This is a genomic window from Mycobacterium sp. NPDC003323 (assembly GCF_053589535.1).
This window is the reverse complement of the sequence record NZ_JBSFSB010000003.1, coordinates 453,988-479,311: the sequence shown is the minus strand read 5'-3', so window position 1 is coordinate 479,311 and position 25,324 is coordinate 453,988. Positions and strand designations below refer to the sequence as shown.

Sequence of the window (25,324 nt, the reverse complement as noted above, 5' to 3'; positions counted from 1 at the left end):
CGGTCGCCGGGAAGGGGACGTAGCGTCGGGGGTATGCCGGAAGAGCTCACCGCCGAGCAGGCCGCCGCACGCCTGCGGCCCGCCGACACCTTGGGAATCCCGCTGGGTCCGGGGCAACCGCCGACGCTGCTGCAGGCCCTCGGGCAGCGCGACGACTGGACCGACCTACGCGTCTACGGCGCGCTGCTGGCAGTGCTCACCGAGTTGTTCTCCCGCACGGGCGTGCATTACGTGTCGGGGTTCTTCGGTCCGCTGGAGCGCGCCCTGCGCGACAGCGGCGCCGATGTCGAGTTCGCCCCGGCCGACTTCCGGCGCTTCGGACCGCTGCTGCAGCGCCAGGCCCCGCGGGTGATGACCACCGTGGCGGCGGCCCCGGATGACGACGGCTGGTGCTCGCTGTCGCTGCACGCCGGCGGCACCGTCGACGAATTGCGCCGTGCCGGAACCGATCCCGACCGGCTGCTGATCGTCGAGGTGTCGCAGAACTTCCCGCGCACCCATGGTCTCGGTGAGAACTACCGCCATGCACTGCATCTCGACGAAATCGACATCCTGGTGCATTCGGATGCCGAGCCGCTGGCCCTGCCCGGCGGCGATGCCGAGCCCACCGATGTGGACCGGGCCATCGCGAAGAACGCCGTTGCCCATATGCCCTCGGGTGTGACCCTGCAGACCGGGATCGGCTCCATCCCCAACCAGATCGCGACGCTGCTCGCCGAGGGCGACGGTGGCGAGTACGGCCTGCACAGCGAGATGTTCACCGACGGCTGCATGAAACTGCACCGCGCCGGCAAGATCACCAACGCACACAAGGGGCAGTACCCCCACCGGAGCGTCACGACGTTCGCCTTCGGATCCCCGGAACTGTATGCCTGGCTGGACGACAACCGGGATGTCGCGTTCCTTCCGGTCGAGGTGGTCAACTCACCCGAGGTGATCGCCGACAACCATCGGATGGTGACGATCAACGGTGCGTTGGCCATCGACATCCACGGTCAGGTGGTCGCCGACACCATCAACGGCGGCCAGTTCAGTGGCATCGGCGGCGCCGAGGATTTCGTGGCCGGTGCCGGGCTCGAACTGTCCGACCGCTCCCTGATCTGCCTGCCGTCGACGTATGAGAAGGACGGCCAACTGCAATCGCGCATCGTGCCGTGGTTCGGACCCGGTGCGGTGATCACGACACCGCGCCATCATGTCGACGTCATCGTCACCGAGTACGGCACCGCCGAGCTGGAGGGCCTGACGGTCCGGGAGCGCGGCGAGGCGCTGGCGGCCATCGCGCACCCACAGTTCCGTGACGACCTGCTGCGCGCCGCCGAGCGCGCCGCCCACGGACGCTCGCCGGTGATCCGACTGGTCTGACGATCTTGCTCAACTAACATTTTGTAAGTTAGCGTCTGGCCATGGTGCAGGACGCGCGACGGTTCGTGGTGATCGGCGGTGGACTGGCGGGTCTGGCCTCGGCGGTCTGGCTGGCCGAGGCGGGCAAGACCGTCACGCTGCTGGAACGGCGCGGCAGCCTGGGCGGCCGCACCCACGCCATGCGCGCCGAGATCGGCAGCAGCGGGCCCGCCGATGTGCCCGACAACGGGCAGCACGTCATCGCCAGCGGCTATCACCATCTGTACCGCTACCTGGCCAGCGTCGGCACCCGCGAGCATGTCGCCTTCCCGAAATCGTCGACGCTGCGCTGGCCCGACGGGCGCAAGGTCACCATGCACACCACCGGACTCGGTGCCATCCGCACGCTGTTCGGAGTGCACCCCGATGCGAGTTGGGCCGACAAGTTGCGGGCAGCGCGCGCGACACTGCTGCTGGGTTGGCAGGCGGTCCGCCAGCCCGACGACCTGGCCGATCTGACCACCGAGCAGTGGTTCGACCGGGTCGGCATGCCCGCGCCGGCCCGAGAGGCGTTGTGGGACTGGCTGGCTCTGGGTATCGCCGCCGAACCGGTGGCGCAGGAATCGGCGAAGGTGTTCGCCAACGTGCTGGGCACCGGCATCCGGTTGGGCCTCAAACACCGCATCCCCGTCACGATCGGCTACCCGACGGTGGACCTGGACACCCTCTACATCCAGGGCGCCATCCGGGTTTTCGAGGAGTACGGAGTCGACGTGCGCTATCGCGCCGTGGCACGCAAGGTGCGGATCGAGAACGGCGCGGTGACCGGCGTGCTGCTGGCCGATGGCTGCGAGATACCGGCCGACGCCGTCATCTGTGCGGTGCCCAACTCGCGGATCGCCGGACTGCTCGACGACCTGCCCGAGCATCCCGAGATCTATGCCGCCGCAGATAAACTGGGCTACACCCCGATCGTCAGCACCAACCTCTACCTCGACCGGCCGCTGGGCACCGAATCGGCCTTCGAGGGATTGATCGGCGGCAGCGGCGTCATCGACGAGGTCTTCGACCGCCAGATCATGCACGGGCGCAGTACCGCGAAGTCATGGCTGTACTGCCTGACCACCAGCGGCGCCTACGAGCAGATCCACAAGAGCAACGACGAGATCGTCACCGAGCAGATGGACCTGTTGCGCCGCTATTACCCGGGCGCCGCCGCGGCGAACGTCGTCGAGGCGCAGGTCGTCAAGATGCCCAAGGCCACCTTCTCCCAGGTGGTGGGCCTGGACGCACTGCGTCCCGATCAGCGCACATCGGTGCCCTCGCTGGTCCTGGCCGGGGACTGGACGGCCACCGATTGGTCGGCCACCATGGAGAGCGCCGTGCAGAGCGCGGCCAAGGCCGTCGATCTGCTGCTGCGATGACGCGGCGCCGGCTCAGCGGTGCCGATCGCCGCGCGCAGTTGCTCGACGTGGCACGCGATATCGTTGCCGCCGACGGCTATCCGGCGCTGACCATCGAGCGTGTCGCCGCCGAATCGGAGGTGACCAGAGCCGTTGTGTATCAACAGTTCATCGACCTCGACGGGCTGACGACGGCACTGCTGGACCGCGAGTCCGCGATCGCCTTCGCCGGGATGGGCACGGTCGCCGACCTCGACGATGCCGACGAGATGGCCCGCGGCATCCTGGCCTACTTGCAAGCCGCACCGACGAGTTGGCGGATCACCCTGCGCCCACCCGATGGCGCGCCGGCCGGCGTGCGGCAGCGCATGGAACTCGGACGTTCCTACGCACGCCGGGTGGCAGCACGTCACCTGGGCGCCGACCCGGATGACACCGCGGTTCGAGTCCTGTTGGCCGCCATCGAGGAACTGGCCCGGCTGCACCTGGAAGACCCCGCGGCCCATCCCGGTCAGACGGTGCTCGAACACCTGCGATCGTTGACGGCGTGGGCGGGCGCTACAGCGGGTTCAGGATCCGGTCGAGGAACTGACGGGTACGGTCCTGCTTCGGGTCGCCGATGACCTCGGCCGGGCTGCCGTGCTCCAGGATGACCCCTTGGTCGAGGAACAGCACCTGACTGGAAACCTGTTTGGCGAACAGGATCTCGTGGGTCACGACGACCAGCGTCCAGCCGTGATCGGCCAGATCCCTGATCACCGAGAGCACCTCGCCGACCAGTTCCGGATCCAGCGCCGAAGTCGGTTCGTCGAACAGCACCACCTTGGGTTTGAGCGCCAGCGCCCGCGCGATGCCGACGCGCTGCTGCTGACCGCCCGACAGCTGGAACGGGTACTGGTCCTGTTTGGCGGCCAGGCCCACCTGCTCGAGCAGCGTGACCGCCTCGGCGACCACCTCATCGCGCGGCCGCTTCTGCACGATCACCGGACCCTCGATGACGTTCTGCAGCACCGTCTTGTGCGGGAACAGGTTGTGGGACTGGAAGACGAAACCGCTGCGGGACTGGAACCGCCGCACCTCTGCCTTGGGGGTGGGCGTGCCGAAGTCGATCTGGACATCATCGACGCGGATCACCCCGGCATCGGCGCGGTCCAGGGCGTTGAGCGTGCGCAGCAGCGTCGTCTTGCCCGAACCCGACGGCCCGATGACCGCGGTGGCGGTGCCTCGCGCAACCTTGAAGGACACATCCTTGAGGACCGTGTTGTCACCGAAGGACTTCTCGACGCCGTCGGCTTCGATGCGGTATTCGACCTCAGCTGCGGTCATCGCGCCACATACCTTTCCAGTCGGTGCTCGAGTCTGGCCTGACCGAAGGACAGCACCAGACAGATCACCCAGTAGTAGATCGCCGCCGTGCCGTACAGCGCGAAGAACTCGAACGTGGGGGCGGCCACGATCTGGGCCTGGCGCAGCAGTTCGGTCACCAGGATGGTCGAGGCCAGCGACGTGTCCTTGACCAGTGATATCAACGTATTCGACAACGGCGGCACCGCCACCCGGGTGGCCTGGGGCAGGATGATCCGCCGCAGTGCGCCGGTGTAGTTGTAGCCGATGGTCTCGGCGGCCTCCCACTGGCCCTTGGGCACGCTGAGGATCGCCGACCGGATGATCTCGGCCGCGTACCCGCCGACGTTGAGACTGAACGCGATGACCGCCGCCGGGAACGGGTCGATGCGCACCCCGAACTCCGGCAGCGCGAAGAACACGATGAACAGCTGCACCAGCAGCGGCGTGCCGCGGATGATCGAGATGTAGAACCGGGCGATGTTGCTGACCACCACATTGGAGGACAACCGGGCCAGTGCGACCGCCAATGCGATCACCAACCCGATGGCGAAGCTGATGACGGTCAGCGGAATGGTCATCGTCAGCGCGGCCTTGGCCAGCGGCCAGAGGTTGTCCAGGATCAGCTGCCCGGTCGAACGCACCTCGGGTGGCTGTTGATCGCTGCCCTGCGCCGGTGGGCCCGGTGCACCGCCGGTCGCGTCGGCCTTCAGATAGCGCTGCGAGATCTCGGTCAGCGTCCCGTCGGCGCGCAACTCGTCGAGTGCGCGGTTGAGTTCGGGCAGATAGCCGCTGTCCTTGCGGGCGGCGAATCCCTGTTCGCTCTTCTCGCCGACGGTGCCGGCGATCTTGACCGATGTGTCACCGGTTTCGGCGAGGTAGGCGTAGACGGCGATGCTGTCGTTGATGACGACGTCGACGCGCCCCTGGCTGAGCAGCGTGATGGCCTGGGTGAAACCCTCGACGGCTTCCACCCGGGCACCGGCGTCGCGGGCCACCTGCGACCAGTTGCTGGTGGCGTTCTCGGCTGCGGTCTTGCCGCGGACATCGGCCAGCGTCGTGATCGAGTCGTCCCCGGCACGGGTGACGATCACCCCCTCGCCCACGGTATAGGGCTGCGACAGGTCGTAGCGGGCCTGTCGCTCCGGGTTGATGGTCACCTGATTGGCGACGATGTCGAATCGGTTGGCCTCCAGCGCCGCGAAGATCGAGTCCCACGGCGTCTCGACGAATTCGACCGGCACGCCCAGCTTTTCACCGACCGCGCGGGCCACGTCGACGTCGTATCCGACCAGTTCACCGGTCGCCGGATCGTGATAGCTGAACGGTGAGTAGACGCCCTCGGTGCCGACCCGCAGCACACCGGCCGACTTGATCGGGTCGCTACCGGTATCACCGCTGGATCCGCAGGCGACGACGCCGGCAAGGGCGACAGCGCCGAGGAGGACGGCGAGCAGCACGCGCCGCAGATTTCTACGCACGGGCGGACGGTAGCAACGGACGTCGGCCGAGCATAGGGTTTCCCTCACACAGGCCGGTATACCCACGGTTGACGCGGAAGAGTCGATGCATCGAACTCGGCGAGCATCTCGGACACGGTGCGGGCCCGGTAGCCGAGCGATTCGGCGATGAGTTCGAGCGCGTGCGGCACGCCCAGCTCGGCCAAGGTCACCGCGCCGTCGCGTTTGGCCAGGCGCTTACCTTCGGCGTTGAGGACCAACGGGACGTGCGCATAGGTCACCGGGGCGTAGCCGAGCAACCCGGCCAGATAAGCCTGCCGCGGCGACGAGGACAGCAGGTCGTCGCCGCGCACCACCTGGTCCACACCCGCGGCGGCGTCGTCGACGACCACGGCCAGGTTGTAGGCGGTCACACCGTCACCGCGGCGCAGCACGAAATCGTCGACGAGGCCGGTGAACTCACCGTGCAGGATGTCGGTGACGGTGTAGGAGTAGGTGTCGCTGCGCAACCGCAGCGCCGGTGGGCGGTCGGGGTCCGGCGGTGGGTCCCTGTCCCGGCAGGTGCCCGGATAGGCGCCCTCCGGTGCGTGCGGAGCACGCGGCGCGGCCAGGATGTCCTTTCTGCTGCAATAGCATTCGTACACCAGACCGCGCCGGCTCAGGTCGTCGATGACGGTGTCGTACCGGCCCGCGTGTGCGGTCTGGAATTCCGGTTCGGCATCGGAGGTGACACCGATGGCGACCAGGTCGGCGAGCTGACGACCGGCGATATCGGTGAAGGTGCGGTCGTCGAGATCCTCGACGCGGATCAGGAACCGGCGACCGCTCGACCGGGCGAACAGCCAGGCCAGCACCGCGGTGCGCAAATTGCCGATGTGCAGGTCGGCCGACGGGCTCGGCGCGAACCGGCCCGCACCGGGTGGGCGGATCACGCCAGCAATTTAACCCCGGTCCGGGCCTGTTCGGCACACTCGGCCCAGCGGTGCGCCCCGGGCGCGTGCACACCGGACTGACCGGTGAATGCACTCGAGATCACCAGATCGGGGCGTTCGTGGCCCAGGACGCGCAGGCTGCTCGACAGCGCGGCGGCGTCGCTGTGGCCGGGCAGGTATCCGGCGAACCATGTGCCGTCCTCGCCGAGCAGCACGGTGTCCCCGGTGAACAGGTAGCTCTGCCCGTTGGCGCCGGGCACGAGGTAGCAGGTGCTGCCGGGGGAGTGGCCCGGGGTCGGGATGACCTCGACGCCGTTGCCGTCGACGTGCCGGCCCGACAGTGGCACGTCGATGGCGGCATGCTCGCCGATGTCGGCGGCTTCGGCGGCCGGTGCGTGCAGCACCGACCCGAACCGCGCCTTGATGCGGGCCAGCTGCGGGCCGGCCTCGTCGCGATGGGACAGGTACTGGTGGGCCACCCCGCCGAGCGCGGACATCTCGTCGAACTCATCCGCGGTGGCGGTGCTGTAGAACAGCACATTGCCCGCGGGTGCTCCGGTCCACAGGTAGGCGTGCGTGGTCAGGCCGGGGAATGGATTGTCGACCCGGGTCTCCCACAGGTCGGTGCGGATCTGGCGCATGGTGCCTCCTTCTGGTCGTGACACCCAGCCTGCGACCTGAACCATTGTTGAGGTCAAGGGGCCGGTTCCGGCAAATCGTGCCGCCGATGCTGTGCGGTCGCTTAGCATCGTGCGGGTGAGCACCACGACCACCAAGCCGGGCATCTGCCGCATCTGCTCCGCGCACTGCGGTGTGCTCGCCACCGTCGTCGACGGCAAGCTCGTCAAGGTCACCGGCGACCCGGACAATCCGATGTTCGGCAGCTACACCTGCGACAAGGGTCGCGCGCTGCCCGAAATCCACAACAACCCGCACCGGCTGCTGCACAGCCAGAAGCGCGCGGCCGACGGCAGCTACGCACCGATCGAGTCCGAACGGGCCACCGACGAGATCGCGACGAAGCTCGCAGAACTCATCGCCGAGCACGGTCCGCGGTCGGTCGCGATCTATCTGGGCACCAACGGGTTGCCGTACCCGGCCTCGGCGCTCACCGCCAACGCCTTCATCCGCGCGATCGAATCGCCGATGTTCTTCACCGCCAACACGATCGACCAACCCGGCAAGCAGATCGCGCTCGCCGCCCACGGGCACTGGCTCGGGGGCGACATCCCGTTCGACGAGGCCGACAGCTGGCTGCTGATCGGCACCAATCCGTTGGTGTCCAAGGCCATCGGCATTCCCGGGCAGAATCCGTCGCGCAATCTGCGCGAGGCCATCAACCGTGGGATGAAGCTGATCGTCATCGACCCCCGCCGGTCCCAGACCGCCGCACGTGCGGCCATCCATCTGCAGCCCCGCCCCGGTGAGGATGCCACCATCCTGGCCGGGATCATCAACCTGATCATCACCGAGAAGCGGTATGACCGGGACTTCGTCGAGCAGAACGCCACCGGATTCGCCGCGCTCGCCGACGCGGTCGCCGACTTCACCGTCGACTATGTCGCCGAGCGCGCCGACATCCCACGCGAGCAATTGATAGACGCGGCACGGATATTCGCCTCCTACGGCGACAGAGGGGGCATGGTCAACGCCGGCACCGGCGCCAACTTCGGCCTGCACGGCAGCCTGGTCGAATACCTGTGCCTGTGCCTGACCACCCTGTGCGGGCGCTGGCAGCGCGCCGGTCAGCGGGTCACCCGGCCGAACACGCTGATGCCCGCGTTCACCGCCAAGGCCCAGCCGCACCCGCCGTACGAGGGTTGGGGATACGGCGAGCGGCTGCGGGTGCGCGGGCTGACCGACACGGTCAGTGGGATGCCGACCGCCGCGCTGGCCGACGAGATCCTGCTGCCGGGGCAGGGTCAGGTCAAGGCGCTCATCTGCATCGGCGGCAATCCGATGGCGGCGTGGCCCGACCAGCGCAAGACCGAACGCGCCCTGCAGTCACTGGAGCTGCTGGTGACCCTGGACACCGAGATGTCGCTGACGTCGCGGCTGGCCCATTACGTGCTGGCGCCCAAGATGCAGATGGAAACGCCGGCGATGACGCAGGGCAGCGAGCTGATCAAGTACTACACCAGTGGCACCGGCATCCCGGCCGCCTATGCGCAGTACACGCCTCGATTGGTCGATCCGCCTGCCGGCTCGGACCTGATCGAGGAATGGCAGTTCTTCCTCGGACTGGCCAAACGGATGGATCTGCAGATGTTCTTCGTCAACTTCTTCGGCGGAGGCGGTGGCCGGTTCATGGAGTCCCCGCCCGTGGTCGTCGTCATGGACAAGGACACCGAGCTGACCACCGAGCAACTGTTCGAGCAGATGTGTGCCGACTCCCGTATTCCGTTGCAGGAGGTGGCCCGCCACGAACACGGACACATCTTCGACGTCGACGATGTGGTCGCCGAACGCGACGCCGACTGCGAGGCGCGGCTGGACATCGGCAACGCGCTGCTGCTGGGTGAACTGACCGCGATGTTCGGCGAGGACTTCCGCGCGGCACGCACGGACCGCGACCACCCGTTCCGTCTGATCCCCCGCCGGCACAAGAACTTCATGAACTCATCGGGGACCCGACTGCCGAAACTCAACGGCGGCAAGGCATACAACCCCGCCTACATGCATCCGGATGCCATCGCCGAACTCGGCCTGGACACCGGCGCCCTGGTCACCATCACCTCACCGCACGACTTCATCCCCGCCGTCGTGGAGGCCGATGACACCCTGCGCCGCGATGTCATCGCCATGCACCATGCCTTCGGCGGGCTGACCACCGAGGACGGCCAGGTCCGTGACCGCGGCAGCAATGTCGGGCGCCTGGTGCCCACCGACATCGAGTTCGACGCGATCACCGGTCTGCCCCGCCAGGGCGATATCCCGGTGCGGGTCACCCCGGCGTGAGTCGGAGTCCGGGCAGGATTTCGCCGAGCCGGAAGGCCGCCGGCACCTCGAGCTGAGCGAACGTGCACGAGCGCGGGTCCCGGTCCGGGCGCCAGCGGCTGAACTGGGCGGTGTGCCGAAACCTGCTTGCCTCCATGTGGTCGTAGCGCACCTCGACCACCCGCTGGGGTCGCAAGGGAACGAAGGACAGGCTCTTGTCGGGATTCCAGCGTGAGTTCGCGGTGCGCCGCACCGTCGGCTGCACCGGGATGTGCTCGGCCCAGTTCCACGGATGGTCATCGAAAGTGGTCACCAGTGGCTGCAATTCGGCGAACAACTCGCGGCGCCGCGCCATCGTGAACGCCCCGACGACACCGACCGAGGCCAGTGCGCCGTCGCGGTCGTAGAGCCCGAGCATCAGCGACCCGATGGCGTCGTCGCCGGATTTGTGCAGGCGGTAACCGGCCACCACACAGTCGGCGGTCCGCGCGTGCTTGACCTTGAACATGACCCGCTTGTCGGGTTGGTAGACACCGTCGAGCGGTTTGGCGATCAGCCCATCCAGCCCGGCGCCCTCGAACTCGGTGAACCAGCGCGCCGCGGTGGCCGCATCGGTGGTGGCCGGAGTCAGCTGAAACGTCGGCCCGCAGCCGGACAGCGCATCCACCAGGACCGCCCGCCGCTCGGCGAACGGCCGCCCGGTGAGGTCATCGTCGCCGAGGGCCAGCAGATCGAAGGCGACGAAAGCCGCCGGAGTCTCGACGGCCAGCTTGTTCACCCGCGACGCCGCCGGATGCAGTCGCAGCTGCAATGCCTCGAAGTCCAGTCCGGTGGACGTGGCGATCACGATCTCGCCGTCGACGACGCAGCGGGCCGGTAGTTCGTCGTGCGCCGCGGTGACGAGTTCGGGAAAGTAGCGCGTCAGCGGGCGCTCATTGCGGCTTCCGAGCTCCACCTCGTCACCGTCGCGGAACAGGATGGAGCGGAAACCGTCCCATTTGGGCTCGTAGGAGGCCCCCGCGGGAATCTGCGCAACGGGTTTGGCCAGCATCGGCGATACCGGAGGCATGACGGGAAGTCTCATCGTGATCCAAGATAGGGCAATGAACCCGGACCTGGATCCCGCCGACTTCTGGTCGACGGCCGACCGTCACCTGGTGCGCTACGGCGCGTCCTTCGTCCCGCGGATCATCGGCCGTGCCAAGGGCTCTCATGTGTACGACGAGAACGGTGCGGCGATCCTGGACTTCACCTCGGGCCAGATGAGCTCGGTGCTGGGCCATTCGCATCCCGAGGTGGTGGCCACCGTGAATGCGTCGATGACCACCCTGGACCACCTCTACAGCGGCATGCTGAGCAGGCCCGTCGTGGAATTCGCGCAGGCGCTGGCCGGCACGCTCCCCGCGTCGCTGGACAAGGTTCTGCTGCTCACCACCGGAGCCGAATCCAATGAGGCCGCCATCAAGCTGGCCAAGCTGTACACCGGACGCTACGAGGTGGTGTCCTTCGACCGGTCCTGGCACGGAATGACCTCCGGGGCGGCATCGGCGACCTTCAGCGCGGGCCGGCGGGGATACGGACCGCCGCTGCCCGGCAACCTGACGCTGCCCACGCCGAACGCCTACCGCTCACCGTTTCGCCGTCCCGACGGCAGCTATGACTGGCGCGCCGAACTCGATTACGGATTCGCGATCGTCGATGCGCAGTCCGCGGGCAGCCTGGCGGCCTGTCTGGTGGAGCCGATCCTGAGCTCCGGCGGCATCATCGAACTGCCCGAGGGGTACCTGCGCCGACTCAAGGAGTTGTGCGCCGAACGCGGCATGCTGCTGATCCTCGACGAGGCGCAGACCGGGCTCGGCCGCACCGGCACGATGTATGCCTTCGAACGCGATGGTGTGGCGCCGGATCTGCTGACATTGTCCAAGACGCTCGGCGCCGGCCTGCCGGTCGCCGCGGTCGTCACCAGTGAGGAGATCGAAAGCGCCTGCCATGAGCGGGGATTCCTGTTCTTCACCACCCACGTCTCCGACCCGTTGGCCGCGGCCGTCGCGCTGACCGTGCTCACCGTCGTGGAACGGGACGGCCTGGCGCAGCGGGCCGCCCGGCTCGGGCTGCGACTGCGCGCCGGTCTGCAATCCCTGCAGCAGCGCTACGAGCAGGTCGGCGACATCCGCGGACGCGGACTGCTGCAGGGCCTGGAACTGGTCACCGACAAAACCAGCAAGACGCCCGCGGACGCGCTCGGCGCCGATGTCACCGCGGCGTGCCTGAAGCGCGGTTTGCACATGAACATCGTGCAGTTGCCCGGTATGGGCGGCATCTTCCGGATCGCCCCACCGCTGACCATCTCCGAAGGCGACCTCGACGAGGGCCTGGGAATCTTGGACGACGCGTTGGCCGCGGTGCTAGCGCCGTAGCTCCGCGCCGATGACGGCCGCGAAAGCGTCGACATCCTCGGACGTGGTGTCCCAGGCCGTCATCCAGCGCACCTCGCCGCGCGCTCGGTCCCAGTCGTAGAACCGCACCCGTTCGCGGATCCGGTCGGCGACAGCATTGGGGATGGTGGCGAAGATCGCATTGGCCTGACTGGGCTGGGTGAAGCTCAACCCGGGTGGTGAATCGGCCTGCAGCGCAGCACGTAGCCGCCGCGTCATCGCGTTGGCGTGCCGGGCGCTGCGCAGACCGAGGTCATCGTCGAACAGGCTGAGCAGTTGCGCGGAGGCGAACCGCATCTTGCTGGACAGCTGCATCATCAGCTTGCGCAGGTACACCAGACCCTCGGCTCGGTCGGGGTCGAGCACCACCACCGCCTCGGCGCCGAGCAGCCCGTTCTTGGTGCCGCCGAGGCTGAGCACGTCGACTCCCGCGTCGGTGGTGAAATCGCGGAACGGAAGTCCCAGCGCCGCAGCCGCATTCCACAACCGGGAGCCGTCCATGTGCACCGCCATGCCGCGCGCATGCGCGTGATCGGCGATGGCGCGGATCTCCTCCGGGGCGTACAGCGTGCCCAGCTCGGTGGTCTGGGTGAGGCTGACCGCCAGCGGCTGCGCGCGGTGTTCGTTGCCCCAGCCGTAGGCCTGGCGGTCCACCAGATCGGGGGTCAGCTTGCCGTCCGGGGTGGGCACCGTCAGCAGCTTGAGCCCGGCCACCCGTTCCGGCGCGCCGCCCTCATCGGTGTTGACGTGCGCCGTCTCGGCGGTGATGACCGCACCCCAGCGTGGCACCATGGCGGTCAGCGACAGGACGTTGGCGCCGGTGCCGTTGAACACCGGGAACGTCTCGGCGTCGGCACCGAAGTGCGCGCGGACGACCTCACGCAATTCGGCGGTGTAGACGTCCTCACCGTAGGACACCTGATGACCGCCGTTGGCCGCCGCGATGGCCGCCAACGCCTCGGGGTGGGCACCGGCATAGTTGTCGCTGGCGAAGCCTCGCCACTGCGGATCGTGGAGCGTGGGGACTGGCACGCACGCCATCCTCCCAGCCCGGCCTGCCCGCCCTGGACTCAGCGCGCGGCGGGTTCGGGGGTGTCGGGTAGCACCTGGTCGGTCACGTCCAGCGACTTCCGGCGGATCAGCAGGACCGAACCGGCGGCGATCAGGCTCGCCGCGGCCAGCGCGTACAACCCGTAGGTGACCTCGCCGGTGGCCTCCTTGAGCACCCCGAAGCCGAACGGCGCGACGAATCCGCCCAGGTTGCCCAGCGAGTTGATGATCGCGATCGCCGGGGCCAGCACCATCGGGTGCAGCGTCGACTGCGGGATGGACCAGAACAGCGGGCTGGCACTCTTGAAGCCCATCGCGGCGATGCACAGGAACAGCAGCGCCAGCAGCGGTGACGTGATGGCCGCGAAGTAGGTCCCGACGGCGGCGGTGATCAAAGCCAGCACCAGCAGCGGACGGCGCAGCGACGGATTGTGGTCGCCGAGGCGCGAGGACAGGTACATGGCGACGACGGCACTGATCCACGGCAGGCTCGACAGCAGGCCGACGGTGATGTCGTTGAGCCCGTCGATGCGGCGCACGATCGACGGCAGCCAGAAGGTGTTGGCGTAGATCGACAGCTGGATGGCGAAGTAGATCCAGCAGAACAGCAGCAGCTTGGGATCGGCGAGCATCCTCCAGCGGCTGCCCTTGCCCTCGACACCGGAGGACTTGGCCTTCTCGGCCTCTTCGGTCTCGATGGCCTCGATCAACGCGTCCTGTTCGCCGCGGCTCAGCCATTTCGCGTCCCGGATATGGGAGTTCAGGATGAAGTAGGCGATGATGCCGACCAGCACCGAAACCAGTCCCTCGATGAGGAACAGCCACTGCCAGCCACGCAACCCGGCCTGCCCGTGCATGGACAGCAGTGGTCCCGACAGCGGTCCGGAGATCGCCGCGGCGATGGACGAACCCGCGATGAACAGTGCGGTGGCGCGCCCGCGGTGGCTGTTGGGCAGCCACTTGGCCATGTAGTAGATGACGGCCGGGAAGAAGCCCGCCTCGGCGGCACCGAGCAGGAACCGCAGCACGTAGAACATCTCGGCGCTGCTGACGAACATCATCGACGCGGAGATCAGGCCCCAGCTGACCATGATGCGGGTCAGCCAGACGCGCGCCCCGAACTTCTCCATCAGCACATTGCTCGGCAGTTCGAACAGCGCGTAGGCAACGAAGAACACGCCCGCACCGAATCCGTACGCCGCTGCCCCGATGCCCACATCGGCTTCCAGGTACTCCTGGGCGTAACCGATGTTCGACCGGTTGAGCTGATTGCAGATGAGCATGAGGACCAGCAGGGGCACGACGCGCCGGAAGAATTTCGACACCGCGGACTGCAGGTCGGTCGGCGTCTGGTGAGTGATCGGCACCCTCACTCCTTTTCGATCGAGCGCACCGCGAACAGGGCGGTCGGACAACACAGCGCAATGTATGTGTCGGCATTGATGCTCGTCCAAGAGCGTATCGGCATCGAATGATCCACCAAAGGTATCGACGACGGGTGGGTGCAGGTGGGCGCGGGCACGGGCGCCGATCCCGCGTGACAGTCGCTCCATAGAGTGTCTTCATCGACGGCGAGCTCACAGGAGGCGCGGTGAACCTCACGGCCGAGGAACAGGCCATGGTCAGTACGGTCCGGGAGTTCGTGGACCGGCAGGTACGGCCGGTGGTACGCGACCTGGAGCATGCCGACACCTACCCCGAAGAGCTCATCGAGACGATGAAGGAAATCGGGATCTTCGGGTTGGCCATCCCGGAGCCCTATGGATTCGGGGCCGTCTCCATGCCCTGTTACGTGCAGGTCGCCGAGGAATTGGCCCGCGGCTGGATGAGTCTGGCCGGCGCGATGGGTGGCCACACCGTCGTCTCCAAACTGATCCTGCTGTACGGCACCGAGGAACAGAAGCAGCGCTACCTTCCGCGGATGGCGACCGGCGAACTGCGCGCCACCATGGCGCTGACCGAACCCGGCGGCGGATCGGATCTGCAGGCCATGCGCACCGTCGCCCGTCGGGACGGGGACTCCTACGTCATCAACGGCAGCAAGACCTGGATCTCCAACGCACGCCGGTCCGACCTCGTCGCGCTGCTGTGCAAGACCGACCCCGAGGCCGCACCCGCGCACAAGGGGGTCTCGATCCTGCTGGTCGAGAAGGTGCCCGGATTCACCATCTCCAAGGATCTGCACAAGCTCGGCTACAAGGGGGTCGAGGCGTGCGAGCTGAACTTCGCCGACGCCCGGGTGCCGGTGGCGGCGCTGCTGGGCGCCGACGAGGGACGCGGGTTCGCGCAGATGATGAAGGGCCTGGAGGTGGGTCGGTTGCAGGTCGCCGCCCGTGCCACCGGTGTCGCGCGGGCTGCCTTCGACGACGCCCTGCAGTACGCACAGGATCGACAGAGCTTCGGCAAGCCGATCTGGCAGCATCAGGCCGTCGGCAACATGCTCGCCGACATGGGGACCAAGCTGGCCGCAGCGCGGGCGCTGTTGCTCTCGGCCGCAACCAAATTCGACTCCGGTGAGCGCGTCGACATGGAGGCCGGCATGGCCAAGCTGTTCTGCTCGGAGGCGGCCATGCAGATCGCCCTGGACGCGGTGCGGGTGCACGGCGGGTACGGCTACTCCACCGAGTACGACGTCGAGCGCTACTTCCGCGATGCGCCGCTGATGATCGTCGGGGAGGGCACCAACGAGATCCAGCAGGGTGTCATCATCAAACAGCTGGTCAAACGCGGTGGGCTCGACATCTGATCCGTTGCCGAACACCATGATTCGAGGACTCCCATGACAGAGCTGTTGGCCGGCCACATCGCCGGGTGGAATCCCGCGCCCGTCAGCGCCACCGACGTCATCTCGGCAGGGCGCGTCGGTGACCTCGCCGCGACACTCGATGTCGGACAGCGCTTCGCCGACGGTGACCCGCTACCGCCGCTGTGGCAGTGGATCTTCTTCCTCGACTGGCCGGCCACCGCCGCGCTCGGGGTCGACGGGCATCCCCGCGACGGTCATTTCCTGCCGCCGATTCCGCACCGGCGCAGGATGTTCGCCGGTGGCAGGGTCACGGTGCACGGCCCGCTGAGCATCGGTGCGCCCGCCACCCGGGATTCCGAGATCGTCGGCTCGACGATCAAGCAGGGCCGCACCGGGGAGATGTTGTTCGTCACCGTGCGGCACAGCTACCGGCAGGCAGATGCGTTGCGGCTCATCGAGGAACAGGATCTGGTCTACCGCAGTGATGACGGCAGCATGACCGCCTTCGCCCGCGCCGACGCCGACCTCGGAGAGACCGTCGCGCCCTGGACGGCGCAGCCGAGGCCGAATCCCGCGCTGCTGTTCCGGTTCAGCGCGCTCACCGGCAACGCGCACCGCATCCATTACGACCAGGATTACACGACCGGCACCGAGGGTTTTCCGGCCCTGGTCGTGCACGGGCCACTGCTGGCGATCTACCTTGCCGAACTGATCAGGGCCCGGGCTGCCGACCGCGCGGTGCGCGAATTCCGGTTCCGGTTGCAGCGCCCGGTATTCCTCGGGGACACCATCCGCGTCGAGGGCACCCCGGGCCCCGGGGGCGTCGATCTGGCGGTGACCTCCGGTGCCGGGGCGGTGCACGCGACCGCTACCGCCGTGCTGTCATGAGTGGCCGGCGACCAGACGATCGGTGAGTTCGGTCGGGTGGGACAACATGGCCATGTGCCCGCCGGGCATCACCTCGGGCTCGATGCCGAGGCGTTCGGCGACGAGTGCGCGCATGAACTGTTCGGGAAAGAACCGGTCGTCGCCGAACAGGATGAACCGGGTCGGCAGCTGCGGCAGCGACTCCGCGGGCCACGGCGCGATCATCGGGGTGTCCGATTGCGCACGCTCGCGGACGCCGGCCACGACCGCCGGGTCGACGCCGTTGTAGAACACCGCATCCATGTCGTCGGGGTCATAACCGCCCGCTTCGGCCGCGTCGTGTTGCGCCTGCACGCATCCGGTGGCCTCCCACCAGTCGCCGGGACGTTCGCCGGGGCGCGGGATCATTGCCGATACGTAGACCAGTTCGCCGGCGTCGACCCGCGCACAGGCCAACGGCCCGGTGAACCCGCCGAGTGAGTGCGCGACCACCACCGGCCGGGTTCCGTCGTGACGGTGTTGTGCCGCGACGGCGTCGGCGTAGGCGTGCAGGTCGGCGCCGTCATCCTCACAGGGCAGATCGATCGGGACACCCCGGTGCCCGCGAGCGGCCAGCTCGCCGGCCACGAACTGCCAGTAGGACGGATCGCACCCGCCGCCCGGGATCAGCAGGAAGGTCGTCATGGCGCCCACCCTGCCAGAAATGACGGCCGAACTACATGACCTGATCCGTCCGGTTCACCGCATCGTCGTTCGCCTGAATTCCGTTGCCACCGAACGCGTCCACCAGCTCCGGGACCTCGCGCAGGTGCGTCCGGAGCACCCGGACGCAGGTTTCCGCGTCATGGGCCTGCATGGCGGCGATGAGCTCGCGGTGTTCGTTCTCGATGGTCAGCAGGCGCCCCGGCGCCTCCACCAGGGTGCGGGTGCCCAATCGCACCTGACGGGGTTGCAGCGCGTCGTACAGGTCGGCGATCACGGCGTTGCGTTGGTGGCGCACGATGTCCGCGTGGAACATCTGGTCCAGCTGGGCGAACCTGTTCCAGTCGCGCGCCTCACCCGCTTGCTCCATCTCGGCGAGCAGTGTCGCGGCGGATCCGGGCACCCCGGCGCGGCGCTGGCAGATGGTGCGCAGCGCGTCGGATTCGAGCAGGAACCGCGCCTGATAGATCTCGCGCATCTCGACCGCGGTGACCACCCGCACCTGTGCGCCGCGCCGGGGCAGTAGTTCGATGTAGCGCTCGACCTGGAGTCGCTGCAGGGCTTCCCGGACCGGTGTGCGCGAGGTGTTCACCCTGGCGGCCAGGGCGACCTCGTCGATGAACTCGCCTTCGGCGAAGTCGCCCCGCAGGATCGCCTCGCGAATCCATTCGTACGCCCGTTGGCCGGCCGAGATCTTGGCCGGCCGCGCGTCGGTGCGCGGCGACAGGGGCGAGGACATGACAAGCATTCAACCATTTACACGCCATGCATTTTTGTTGTATACAACTTGTCTACACGTTGTGTAAGTAACACATGCCAGGAAAGGGTGCCGAATGTCATCACCACTCGAAAGCGGCGCGGCCGCCTCGGGTCCGCACGTCGCGATCTGGCTCACCGAGCCCTCGGCGGCGGCCGTCGAGATGGGTTCGCTCGCGGGTTACGACACCGTCGTCCTCGACATCGAGCACGGCTGCTTCGACCTGCGTGAACTCGACGCCCTCATCCCGTTCATCCGGGCGAAGGGCATGCGTGTGATCGCCAAGGTGCTGGGCCCGGAGCGCGGTCCCATCCAACAAGCACTCGACTTCGGTGCCGATGCCGTCGCGATCCCGCATATCGCCTCGGCCGAGCATGCCGCCGAGGTCTGCGGATTCGCCAAGTTCCCGCCGTTGGGTGACCGGTCCTTCGCCGGCGGCAGGACCACGGATTACCGCGGCTTCACCGACGACTGGGTGGCAGCGCAGGACCGCAACACCCACTGCTACCCGATGATCGAGGACGCCTCGGCATTCGACGAGATCGAGGCGATCCTGGACCTTCCGGTCGTCGACGGGATCTTCATCGGCCCGTCCGATCTGTCGCTGCGCCGCGACCGTGGCGCCTACTCGGTCACCGACGCCGACCTCGCGGACCTGCGCCACCTGGCGCGTGCCGCCACCGCCGCGGGCAAGCCGTGGGTGCTGCCCGCGTGGAGCGCCGCCGAACAGCGACTCGCCGTCGCCGAGGGGGCGCACACGATCGTCGCCGCCATGCAGTACGGCGCCATGCTGGCCGGGTTCACCGCCACGCGAGAGAATCTGCGCGAAATCCACGCCGAGGTTGTGAGCGCCCGATGAACCTGACCGTCGCCATCGCACAGTTCGCTCCGTCGCAGGACAAGACGGCGAACATCCAGACCATGCTCGGTCTGCTCGAGCAGGCCGCCGCGCGCGGCGCCGAACTCGTGGTCCTGCCCGAATACGCGGTGTTCACCGTGCCCTCGATGGATGAACGGTTCGTCACCACCGCCGAACCGCTCGACGGCCCGTCGGTGACCCGGCTGGCCGAGGCCTCGGCCGATCTCGGGCTCAGCATCATCGCCGGGGTCAACGAATCCGCCACCGACGGCCGGATCCACAACACGCTGGTGGCGCTGCAGGACGGCGCCATCGCCGCCGTGTACCGCAAGGTCCACCTGTATGACGCGTTCGGTTACAAGGAATCCGATCGCGTGATCGCCGCGGACCCGTCGACACCGGAATTGCTCGAACTGAGCGGCTTCAAGATCGGCATGCAGACCTGCTATGACCTCCGCTTCCCGGAGACCTCCCGGGCGCTGGTCGACGCCGGCGCCGATGTCATCGCGCTACCGGCGGAATGGGTTCCCGGGCCGCTCAAGGAGTACCACTGGAACACCCTGCTGCGCGCGCGGGCGATCGAGAACACCGTCTACGTCGTGGCCGCCGACCAGATCGCCCCCGCCGGTTCGGGTAACAGTGCCATCCTCGATCCGATGGGTATTCCGATCGCCGCCCTCGGCGAGGCGACCGGCATCGGTGTTGCTGTGCTGGAACGGGATCGGCTGACTGCCGTCCGTACCGTCAACCCGGCCCTGACGCTGCGGCGTTACCGGGTCACGCCGGGGAACTGAGGTGTCTGCGGTGCGGCGAATCGCCGCAGCGGTGCTCGCCGCACTGACCGCGTCCGCCCTGGTGTCCTGCGCGCAGGACGACGGGCGGTACGTGCTGCACTACACCACGTACTCCTCGCCGACCTCGGATCAGTCCCTGACGGTGCAACGGTGGGCCGAGGAAGTCGAGGAGCTCACCGACGGTGGGGTACAGGTGCGGTTCCACTACTCCCAGAGCCTGGTCGGGGCCGACGAATCCGTACAGGCCACCCTGGACGGGCGGGCCGATCTCGCTCAGGTCGGATCCCTCTACGCCGCATCGGATCTGGCGATGTACACGGTGATCGAGTTGCCGTTCGAGACCAAGAACCCCGAGGTCCAGATGACGGCGATCGAGCGTCTCTACGACGAGAACGACACCTACCGTGACGATTTCGACCGCCAAGGTGTCCACCTGCTGTTCCCGCTCCCGCTGGGCATCGCCGTCGTCGGTCTCAAGCAGCCCGCCGCGGTTCCCGGTGATCTGGCCGGCCGCAGCATCCGGTCGGGCGGCCTGACCTCGCAGGCGTTGCTCACCGTCGGCGCCAACCCGGTCGCCATGACGGCCACCGATGTCTACGAGTCGATGGAGCGCGGTGTCGTCGACGGTTATACGTCGCTGGCCATCGCGAATCTGCCGACGTTCGGGCTGGCACGGAACACGCCGTACCTGACCGATCCCGGCATCGGGAGCTACGGCTCGTCGATCGTGGTGATCAACTCCGAACTGCTGGCGCGGATGCCGCAGGAGTATCAGGACGCCCTCGCCGAGGCGTCCGAGAACGCGATCGCCAACGGGCTGCAGGAGATGGACGCGCTCGGCGACCGCGCCTGCACCGAGCTCCGGGAATCGGGCACCACGCTGTCGGAGATGCCCGACGATGCCGTGCAGGCATGGAAGGAACAGGCCGGCATCGCCGAGCAGTGGGTCGATCGCTACACCGAGCGCGGCTATGACGCCGAAGGCGTACTGGCCGATTACCGCCGCATCATCGACGAGGAATCGGCGCGCTCGACCTATGCCGATCCGTTCATCGAATGTCTGAGAGGACAGGGCCGATGAGTTCAGAAATCGTCCTGCCGAGACCGCTGACCCTGGTCATCCGCGGCCTCGGTGTGCTGGCGGGCGTGCTGCTGCTGCTGATCATTCTGCTGACCGTCGCCGACGTGGTGAGCCGCAATCTGCGTGACCGTTCGATCGTCGGGACCGTCGACATCACCACGATGCTGCTGGTGGGCACGGCGTATCTGGGGTTGGCGGCGGCAGAAGCCGACGGGCGACATGTTTCGGTGGAACTGGTGGAGAGCCGGCTGGGTGCTCGGGCACGGCTCGTGTTCTCGGTGCTGCGCGCAGCGCTGTTGGTCGGTCTGGGTGTGCTGATGACCTGGGGGCTGACCGAGGTGCTGATCAGTGCGGCCGAGCGCAGCGAGACGACCAACGACATCCTGCGGCTGCCGACCTGGCCGGCGAAGGTGGTGCTGCTCATCTCGTTCGCCGCCTTCTTCGTCGTCGCCATCTGGCGTGAGCTGCTGACCTTCGCGGCCGCGCGCGCCGAACAGAAAGGGGCACAACGATGACCGCGGCCACCATCGGCGCACTCGTCGTCGTCCTGGTGCTGTTCTTCGCGCTGCTGTCGATCCGTCTGCACGTCGGGCTCGCGCTGATGGTGTCGGCACTGGCCGGTGTCCTGATCCTGCGCGGCACCGGTGCCGGTGTCAGTACCGTGGCCAATCAACCGTTCTCGACCGCGGCGGATTACTCGCTGACGATCATCCCGCTGTTCATCGTGATGGGTGTGTTCGCCGTCCGGGCCGGCCTGGCCCAAGCAGCATTCGACCTGGCGACCTCGGCGTTCCGACGGCTGCCCGGCGGTCCGGCGCTGGCCTCGCTGGCCGGGTCCGGGATGTTCGCCGCGGTCACCGGGTCCAGTGTCGCGACCGTGGCAACCATGGCCCGGGTCTCGACCGACGCGATCGTGCGGGCCGGCTACAACATCCGGCTGGCGGCCGGCGTGGTGTGTGCCGGCGGCACGCTGGGCGTGCTCATTCCACCGTCGATCGTCCTGGTGCTCTACGGCGTGGTCACCGAGGAGAGCATCGGACAGCTGCTGATCGCCGGCATCGGGCCCGGACTGCTCACCATCGCGGTGTACGCGCTGACGATCGTGGCGCTGGTGGCCTGGCAGCGACGCCGGGCCACTGATCGGGTGGCAGCGCAGGCGGGAGACGTATCCGATTCGCCCACGAGTGAAATCGCTGACGAACCGGGTGAGCCGAACGGTCGTGACATCACCGGATTCCTGTATCTGGTGGTCATCTTCGCGGTGTCGGTCGGCACCATCTATCTGGGTGTCGCCACCCCCACCGAGGCCGCATCGTTCGGCGCCTTCGCCGCGCTCGTCATCCTGCTGTTGCGCAGCCGGCCGTCGGCGTGGCTGCGAAACATCGAGGAGTCGCTGCGCGAGGCGGTCGGTCTGACCGCGATGACCTTCCTGCTGATGGTCGGTGCGGGGGTGTTCACCTACGTCCTGGCGCTCAGCGGTGCCAGCACCGCGCTCGTCAATGCGGTCACGGCCGCGGATCTGCCTCCGTATGTCGTGCTGGTGGCCTGCCTGGCGGTGCTGCTGCCGCTGGGCATGTTCCTCGACGGCATCTCGATGATCCTGATCGCCGCGCCCCTGCTGCACCCGATCCTCACCGGGTACGGCTTCGACGGTATCTGGATCGGTGTGCTCATCGTGAAGGTCGCCGAGATGGCGCTGATCACCCCGCCGGTGGGCATGAATGCGTTCGTCTACTCCGGCGCGGTCCGAGAGGCCGGTCTGGACCGGGTGTTCCGCGGCATCGTGCCGTTCGTCGTGGCCGACCTCGTGGTGGTCGCCCTGCTGATCGCCTTCCCCGGCGTGGTGACGTTCCTGCCCTCGATGTCCGGCGCGCAGTAGCACGCTCACGACGACCCGGGTGCCGCGATGACATTGTCGGGGTACCCGGGTCTACGTGAGTATGGATCGCATGAACCTGCCGGTGCAGCCCCCGCTGGAGCCGATGCTGGCCAAGGCCGCCACCACGGTGCCCACGGGCGCCGGCGCGTGGTCGTATGAGCCGAAATGGGACGGCTTCCGGGCACTGGTGTTCCGCGACGGTGACGCGGTGGTGCTGCTGTCGCGCAGCGGCAAGGATCTGGGCCGCTACTTCCCGGAGGTCATCGACGCCGTGCGGGCCGAACTCGCGCCGCGCTGCGTGCTGGACGGCGAGATCGTGGTGCCCCGTGATATCGCAGGCCGCACCCGGCTGGACTGGGAGTCGTTGAGCCAGCGCATCCATCCGGCCCAGAGTCGCATCGCGAAGCTGTCGAAGGAGACCCCAGCTCATTTCATCGGTTTCGATGCGCTCGCGATCGGCGACACCTCGCTGCTGAAAGCGCCGTTTCGGGAACGCCGGGTTGCGCTGCTGGACGCCGTCGACAAGAAGCAGTGGTGTCACGTCACCCGCACCACCGAGGACCCGGTGATGGGCGCCGGCTGGCTGCAGGAATTCGAGGGCGCGGGACTCGACGGTGTAATCGCCAAACGGCTGGACGGACCATACCTGCCCGGCAAGCGCGAGATGGTCAAGGTCAAGCACCACCGTGACGCCGACTGCGTGGCCATCGGCTACCGGATCCACAAGAGCGGACAGGGAATCGGATCCATCCTGCTGGGTCTGTACGGGGATGACGGTGAACTCCAGATGGTCGGCGGTGCAGCCTCTTTCACCGCCAAGGCTCGGTTGACGCTGCTGGCCGAGCTGGAACCGCTGCGGATCGGCGATGATGTCCGCGACGGCGAACCGAGCCGGTGGAACTCGGCCGCGGACAAGCGCTGGATCCCGGTACGGCCGGAAAAGGTCTGCGAGGTCGCCTATGACCAGATGGAGGGCAACAGCGGGGCGCGGCGCTTCCGGCATGCCGTGAAGTTCCTGCGCTGGCGGCCCGACCGGGAACCGGCCAGTTGCACCTTCGACCAACTCGACGTACCGCTGACCTATGACCTCTACGATGTGTTGGAGAACGCGTGATGGCAAGTGCCGCAGAAGAACTCGATGTCGACGGGGTCAAGGTCCGGTTCACCAGCCCGGACAAGGTGTACTTCCCGAAACTCGGCGACAGAGGCACCAAGCGCCATGTCATGGACTACTACCTGGCCGTCGCCGACCCGATGGTGGCGTTGTTGCGTGACCGGCCGGTGCACCTGCAGCGCTTCCCGGACGGTATCGACGGGGAGGAGATCTACCAGAAGCGGGTTCCGCAGAAGCACCCCGACTATCTGCAGACCTGCACGGTCACCTTCCCGTCGGGTCGCACCGCCGACGCGCTCAAGATCACCCACCCATCGGCGATCGCCTGGGCGGCGCAGATGGGCACCATCACGCTGCATCCCTGGCAGGTGCGGTGCCCGGACACCGAACACCCCGACGAACTGCGCATCGATCTGGATCCGCAACCCGGGACCGGGTTCCCCGAGGCTCGCCAGATCGCCGTCGACGTGCTCAAACCGGTTCTCGACGAACTCGGCTTGACCGGCTACCCGAAAACCTCGGGCGGTCGTGGTGTGCACGTATTCGTGCGGATACGGCCCGACTGGGACTTCATCGCCGTGCGCCGCGCCGGTATCGCGCTGGCGCGCGAGGTCGAGCGGCGCGCCCCGGACGCGGTGACCACAGCCTGGTGGAAGGAGGAACGGGGTACGCGCGTCTTCGTGGATTACAACCAGAACGCCCGCGACCGCACGTTCGCCTCGGCGTACTCGGTGCGCAAGACCCCGATCGCGACGGTGTCGATGCCGCTGGATTGGCAGGACCTGGCCGGTGCCGACCCCGACGACTACACGATCGAAACGGTGCCTGGCATCGTTGCCGGACGCAACGACCCGTGGGCGGGGATCGACGACACCGCGCATTCGCTGGAGGGGTTACTGCAGCTGGTGGCCGCCGACGAGCAGGAGCGCGGTCTGGGCGATCTGCCGTACCCGCCCAGCTATCCCAAGATGCCGGGCGAACCGCCGCGGGTGCAGCCGAGCAAGAAGGTCGCCGAGCATTGGGACGCCGACGGCAACCGCGTCGCCGACTAGCGCAGCGGGACGACGCCGGCACCGACGAGTTCGGCCGGCTCGGACTTGAGGTGGTTGGCGGCGCTGGAGGCCACCGCCACCGAACTGAACTCGACCGCGCCGATCAACAGCAGTGGCCACATGGTGCCGGCCACCGCGCTGAGCAGCAGACCGTGCGGCGCCGGGCTGTTGGGATCGTTGAGACGCCGGCTGGCCACATAGACGATTGCTGTGCTGACAACCCACCCGATGAGGTATGCGACGACTGTCGTCTGGACCACGGTGTCTCCCCCTTTCACCGGCGGATCGGATTGTGCGGGCCACAAGCCTGGGCGCTGATGTTCAGCTAAATGTAACCTCCCCCCGATCATGGCGGAAGCCTTTGCGCGGGCTCACGTTTGCCATCATTTGCCAGGTCAACGGCCATAATCGGATCCCAGCAACTTCACAGGAGGTTGCCAGTGGGTGGCGGTTCGTCAGCCGGGGCTAACCGGCCGGAGATCGCTGCCGCGGTGCTGTGCAGACGGGATCGCCGCCGCGGCGATGGCGCCGACCGGGCCCGCATGGCAAGGTCCGCCGCGGCAGTATC

Annotated in this window: 24 protein-coding genes; 14 read left to right on the top strand and 10 right to left on the bottom strand. The window is 67.6% G+C overall.

Annotated features, from left to right (window positions below):
* Window positions 1–33: 33 nt before the first annotated feature.
* From ACWDUN_RS11920 to ACWDUN_RS11910, 3 genes are read left to right on the top strand one after another with little or no spacing between them, the layout of a single operon-like run.
* Entirely contained in the window at window positions 34–1,365 is a 1,332-nt protein-coding gene (locus tag ACWDUN_RS11920) for an acetyl-CoA hydrolase/transferase family protein (protein ID WP_449928705.1), read from the top strand.
* Between the two features lie 41 nt (window positions 1,366–1,406).
* The gene (gene hpnE, locus ACWDUN_RS11915; RefSeq protein WP_449928703.1) at window positions 1,407–2,768 is read left to right on the top strand and encodes a hydroxysqualene dehydroxylase HpnE; all 1,362 of its coding nucleotides are present in this window, start codon (window positions 1,407–1,409) and stop codon (window positions 2,766–2,768) included.
* Window positions 2,765–3,370, top strand: a complete 606-nt coding sequence (locus ACWDUN_RS11910) for a TetR/AcrR family transcriptional regulator (RefSeq protein WP_449928701.1) — start codon at window positions 2,765–2,767, stop codon at window positions 3,368–3,370. The genes hpnE and ACWDUN_RS11910 overlap by 4 nt, the downstream gene beginning before the upstream one ends.
* Here ACWDUN_RS11910 and ACWDUN_RS11905 read toward each other — a convergent pair.
* Genes ACWDUN_RS11905 through ACWDUN_RS11890 form a run of 4 tightly spaced genes read right to left on the bottom strand, consistent with a single transcriptional unit; the run spans window position 3,306 to window position 7,124 of the window.
* Window positions 3,306–4,073 carry an amino acid ABC transporter ATP-binding protein gene (locus ACWDUN_RS11905; RefSeq protein WP_449928699.1) on the bottom strand — a complete coding sequence of 256 codons (768 nt, stop codon included), beginning with the start codon at window positions 4,071–4,073 and terminating at the stop codon, window positions 3,306–3,308. The genes ACWDUN_RS11910 and ACWDUN_RS11905 overlap by 65 nt on opposite strands.
* Complete coding sequence (locus tag ACWDUN_RS11900; RefSeq protein WP_449928697.1) at window positions 4,070–5,572, bottom strand: ABC transporter permease subunit; 1,503 nt, start codon at window positions 5,570–5,572, stop codon at window positions 4,070–4,072. The genes ACWDUN_RS11905 and ACWDUN_RS11900 overlap by 4 nt, the downstream gene beginning before the upstream one ends.
* Before the next feature lie 44 nt (window positions 5,573–5,616).
* Window positions 5,617–6,483, bottom strand: a complete 867-nt coding sequence (gene gluQRS, locus ACWDUN_RS11895; RefSeq protein WP_449928695.1) for a tRNA glutamyl-Q(34) synthetase GluQRS — start codon at window positions 6,481–6,483, stop codon at window positions 5,617–5,619.
* On the bottom strand, window positions 6,480–7,124 hold the full coding sequence (locus ACWDUN_RS11890) for an MBL fold metallo-hydrolase (RefSeq protein WP_449928693.1): 645 nt from the start codon (window positions 7,122–7,124) through the stop codon (window positions 6,480–6,482). Before ACWDUN_RS11890 ends, gluQRS begins: the two co-directional genes overlap by 4 nt.
* A 115-nt stretch (window positions 7,125–7,239) precedes the next feature.
* On the opposite strand from ACWDUN_RS11890, the gene ACWDUN_RS11885 reads away from it, so the two are divergent.
* Window positions 7,240–9,441: a molybdopterin-containing oxidoreductase family protein gene (locus ACWDUN_RS11885; protein WP_449928691.1), complete on the top strand. Its 2,202-nt coding sequence runs from the start codon at window positions 7,240–7,242 to the stop codon at window positions 9,439–9,441.
* Here the strand turns inward: ACWDUN_RS11885 and ACWDUN_RS11880 are convergent.
* Window positions 9,428–10,504 (bottom strand): ATP-dependent DNA ligase, encoded by a 1,077-nt coding sequence (locus ACWDUN_RS11880; protein ID WP_449928689.1) that lies wholly within the window; start codon window positions 10,502–10,504, stop codon window positions 9,428–9,430. The genes ACWDUN_RS11885 and ACWDUN_RS11880 overlap by 14 nt on opposite strands.
* Window positions 10,505–10,523: 19 nt before the next feature.
* Here ACWDUN_RS11880 and ACWDUN_RS11875 point away from each other — a divergent pair, with 19 nt between their 5' ends.
* Window positions 10,524–11,837: an aspartate aminotransferase family protein gene (locus tag ACWDUN_RS11875; RefSeq protein WP_449928687.1), complete on the top strand. Its 1,314-nt coding sequence runs from the start codon at window positions 10,524–10,526 to the stop codon at window positions 11,835–11,837.
* On the opposite strand, the gene ACWDUN_RS11870 is transcribed toward ACWDUN_RS11875, so the two are convergent.
* Window positions 11,826–12,896 carry a threonine aldolase family protein gene (locus tag ACWDUN_RS11870; protein ID WP_449928685.1) on the bottom strand — a complete coding sequence of 357 codons (1,071 nt, stop codon included), beginning with the start codon at window positions 12,894–12,896 and terminating at the stop codon, window positions 11,826–11,828. The two genes, ACWDUN_RS11875 and ACWDUN_RS11870, sit on opposite strands and share 12 nt — an antisense overlap.
* 29 nt (window positions 12,897–12,925) lie before the next feature.
* Complete coding sequence (locus ACWDUN_RS11865) at window positions 12,926–14,278, bottom strand: MFS transporter (protein ID WP_449928683.1); 1,353 nt, start codon at window positions 14,276–14,278, stop codon at window positions 12,926–12,928.
* A gap of 218 nt (window positions 14,279–14,496) precedes the next feature.
* Here ACWDUN_RS11865 and ACWDUN_RS11860 point away from each other — a divergent pair, with 218 nt between their 5' ends.
* Entirely contained in the window at window positions 14,497–15,651 is a 1,155-nt protein-coding gene (locus tag ACWDUN_RS11860; RefSeq protein WP_449928681.1) for an acyl-CoA dehydrogenase family protein, read from the top strand.
* Window positions 15,652–15,684: 33 nt separating this feature from the next.
* Window positions 15,685–16,539: a MaoC/PaaZ C-terminal domain-containing protein gene (locus tag ACWDUN_RS11855; RefSeq protein ID WP_449928679.1), complete on the top strand. Its 855-nt coding sequence runs from the start codon at window positions 15,685–15,687 to the stop codon at window positions 16,537–16,539.
* Here the strand turns inward: ACWDUN_RS11855 and ACWDUN_RS11850 are convergent.
* Complete coding sequence (locus ACWDUN_RS11850) at window positions 16,534–17,202, bottom strand: alpha/beta fold hydrolase (protein ID WP_449928677.1); 669 nt, start codon at window positions 17,200–17,202, stop codon at window positions 16,534–16,536. The two genes, ACWDUN_RS11855 and ACWDUN_RS11850, sit on opposite strands and share 6 nt — an antisense overlap.
* Window positions 17,203–17,233: 31 nt before the next feature.
* The gene (locus ACWDUN_RS11845; RefSeq protein ID WP_449928675.1) at window positions 17,234–17,959 is read right to left on the bottom strand and encodes a GntR family transcriptional regulator; all 726 of its coding nucleotides are present in this window, start codon (window positions 17,957–17,959) and stop codon (window positions 17,234–17,236) included.
* Between the two features lie 94 nt (window positions 17,960–18,053).
* Here ACWDUN_RS11845 and ACWDUN_RS11840 point away from each other — a divergent pair, with 94 nt between their 5' ends.
* The 7 genes from ACWDUN_RS11840 to ligD all read left to right on the top strand — a co-directional run bounded on the left by ACWDUN_RS11840 (window position 18,054) and on the right by ligD (window position 24,756).
* Window positions 18,054–18,836: an HpcH/HpaI aldolase family protein gene (locus ACWDUN_RS11840; protein WP_449928673.1), complete on the top strand. Its 783-nt coding sequence runs from the start codon at window positions 18,054–18,056 to the stop codon at window positions 18,834–18,836.
* Window positions 18,833–19,630, top strand: a complete 798-nt coding sequence (locus ACWDUN_RS11835; RefSeq protein WP_449928671.1) for a carbon-nitrogen hydrolase family protein — start codon at window positions 18,833–18,835, stop codon at window positions 19,628–19,630. Before ACWDUN_RS11840 ends, ACWDUN_RS11835 begins: the two co-directional genes overlap by 4 nt.
* A 10-nt stretch (window positions 19,631–19,640) precedes the next feature.
* Window positions 19,641–20,711 (top strand): C4-dicarboxylate TRAP transporter substrate-binding protein, encoded by a 1,071-nt coding sequence (locus ACWDUN_RS11830; RefSeq protein WP_449928669.1) that lies wholly within the window; start codon window positions 19,641–19,643, stop codon window positions 20,709–20,711.
* Window positions 20,708–21,226, top strand: coding sequence for a TRAP transporter small permease subunit (locus ACWDUN_RS11825; RefSeq protein ID WP_449928667.1), 519 nt, complete (start codon window positions 20,708–20,710; stop codon window positions 21,224–21,226). The genes ACWDUN_RS11830 and ACWDUN_RS11825 overlap by 4 nt, the downstream gene beginning before the upstream one ends.
* Complete coding sequence (locus ACWDUN_RS11820) at window positions 21,223–22,590, top strand: TRAP transporter large permease (RefSeq protein ID WP_449928665.1); 1,368 nt, start codon at window positions 21,223–21,225, stop codon at window positions 22,588–22,590. The genes ACWDUN_RS11825 and ACWDUN_RS11820 overlap by 4 nt, the downstream gene beginning before the upstream one ends.
* 61 nt (window positions 22,591–22,651) lie before the next feature.
* Complete coding sequence (locus tag ACWDUN_RS11815; protein WP_449928838.1) at window positions 22,652–23,704, top strand: ATP-dependent DNA ligase; 1,053 nt, start codon at window positions 22,652–22,654, stop codon at window positions 23,702–23,704.
* Window positions 23,704–24,756: a non-homologous end-joining DNA ligase gene (gene ligD, locus ACWDUN_RS11810; RefSeq protein ID WP_449928663.1), complete on the top strand. Its 1,053-nt coding sequence runs from the start codon at window positions 23,704–23,706 to the stop codon at window positions 24,754–24,756. The genes ACWDUN_RS11815 and ligD overlap by 1 nt, the downstream gene beginning before the upstream one ends.
* On the opposite strand, the gene ACWDUN_RS11805 is transcribed toward ligD, so the two are convergent.
* Complete coding sequence (locus ACWDUN_RS11805) at window positions 24,753–25,016, bottom strand: hypothetical protein (protein ID WP_449928662.1); 264 nt, start codon at window positions 25,014–25,016, stop codon at window positions 24,753–24,755. The two genes, ligD and ACWDUN_RS11805, sit on opposite strands and share 4 nt — an antisense overlap.
* Window positions 25,017–25,324: the final 308 nt, after the last annotated feature.

What these genes read in the sequence shown, in the direction of transcription:
- ACWDUN_RS11890 (WP_449928693.1), bottom strand. Translation starts at nt 7,124, where the DNA reads ATGCGCCAGATCCGCACCGACCTGTGGGAGACCCGGGTCGACAATCCA.
- ACWDUN_RS11910 (WP_449928701.1), top strand. Translation starts at nt 2,765, where the DNA reads ATGACGCGGCGCCGGCTCAGCGGTGCCGATCGCCGCGCGCAGTTGCTC.
- ACWDUN_RS11815 (WP_449928838.1), top strand. Translation starts at nt 22,652, where the DNA reads ATGGATCGCATGAACCTGCCGGTGCAGCCCCCGCTGGAGCCGATGCTG.
- ACWDUN_RS11850 (WP_449928677.1), bottom strand. Translation starts at nt 17,202, where the DNA reads ATGACGACCTTCCTGCTGATCCCGGGCGGCGGGTGCGATCCGTCCTAC.
- ACWDUN_RS11835 (WP_449928671.1), top strand. Translation starts at nt 18,833, where the DNA reads ATGAACCTGACCGTCGCCATCGCACAGTTCGCTCCGTCGCAGGACAAG.
- ACWDUN_RS11855 (WP_449928679.1), top strand. Translation starts at nt 15,685, where the DNA reads ATGACAGAGCTGTTGGCCGGCCACATCGCCGGGTGGAATCCCGCGCCC.
- hpnE (WP_449928703.1), top strand. Translation starts at nt 1,407, where the DNA reads ATGGTGCAGGACGCGCGACGGTTCGTGGTGATCGGCGGTGGACTGGCG.
- ACWDUN_RS11825 (WP_449928667.1), top strand. Translation starts at nt 20,708, where the DNA reads ATGAGTTCAGAAATCGTCCTGCCGAGACCGCTGACCCTGGTCATCCGC.
- ACWDUN_RS11870 (WP_449928685.1), bottom strand. Translation starts at nt 12,896, where the DNA reads ATGGCGTGCGTGCCAGTCCCCACGCTCCACGATCCGCAGTGGCGAGGC.
- ACWDUN_RS11880 (WP_449928689.1), bottom strand. Translation starts at nt 10,504, where the DNA reads ATGAGACTTCCCGTCATGCCTCCGGTATCGCCGATGCTGGCCAAACCC.
- ACWDUN_RS11905 (WP_449928699.1), bottom strand. Translation starts at nt 4,073, where the DNA reads ATGACCGCAGCTGAGGTCGAATACCGCATCGAAGCCGACGGCGTCGAG.
- ACWDUN_RS11875 (WP_449928687.1), top strand. Translation starts at nt 10,524, where the DNA reads ATGAACCCGGACCTGGATCCCGCCGACTTCTGGTCGACGGCCGACCGT.
- ACWDUN_RS11820 (WP_449928665.1), top strand. Translation starts at nt 21,223, where the DNA reads ATGACCGCGGCCACCATCGGCGCACTCGTCGTCGTCCTGGTGCTGTTC.
- ACWDUN_RS11845 (WP_449928675.1), bottom strand. Translation starts at nt 17,959, where the DNA reads ATGTCCTCGCCCCTGTCGCCGCGCACCGACGCGCGGCCGGCCAAGATC.
- ligD (WP_449928663.1), top strand. Translation starts at nt 23,704, where the DNA reads ATGGCAAGTGCCGCAGAAGAACTCGATGTCGACGGGGTCAAGGTCCGG.
- ACWDUN_RS11920 (WP_449928705.1), top strand. Translation starts at nt 34, where the DNA reads ATGCCGGAAGAGCTCACCGCCGAGCAGGCCGCCGCACGCCTGCGGCCC.
- ACWDUN_RS11840 (WP_449928673.1), top strand. Translation starts at nt 18,054, where the DNA reads ATGTCATCACCACTCGAAAGCGGCGCGGCCGCCTCGGGTCCGCACGTC.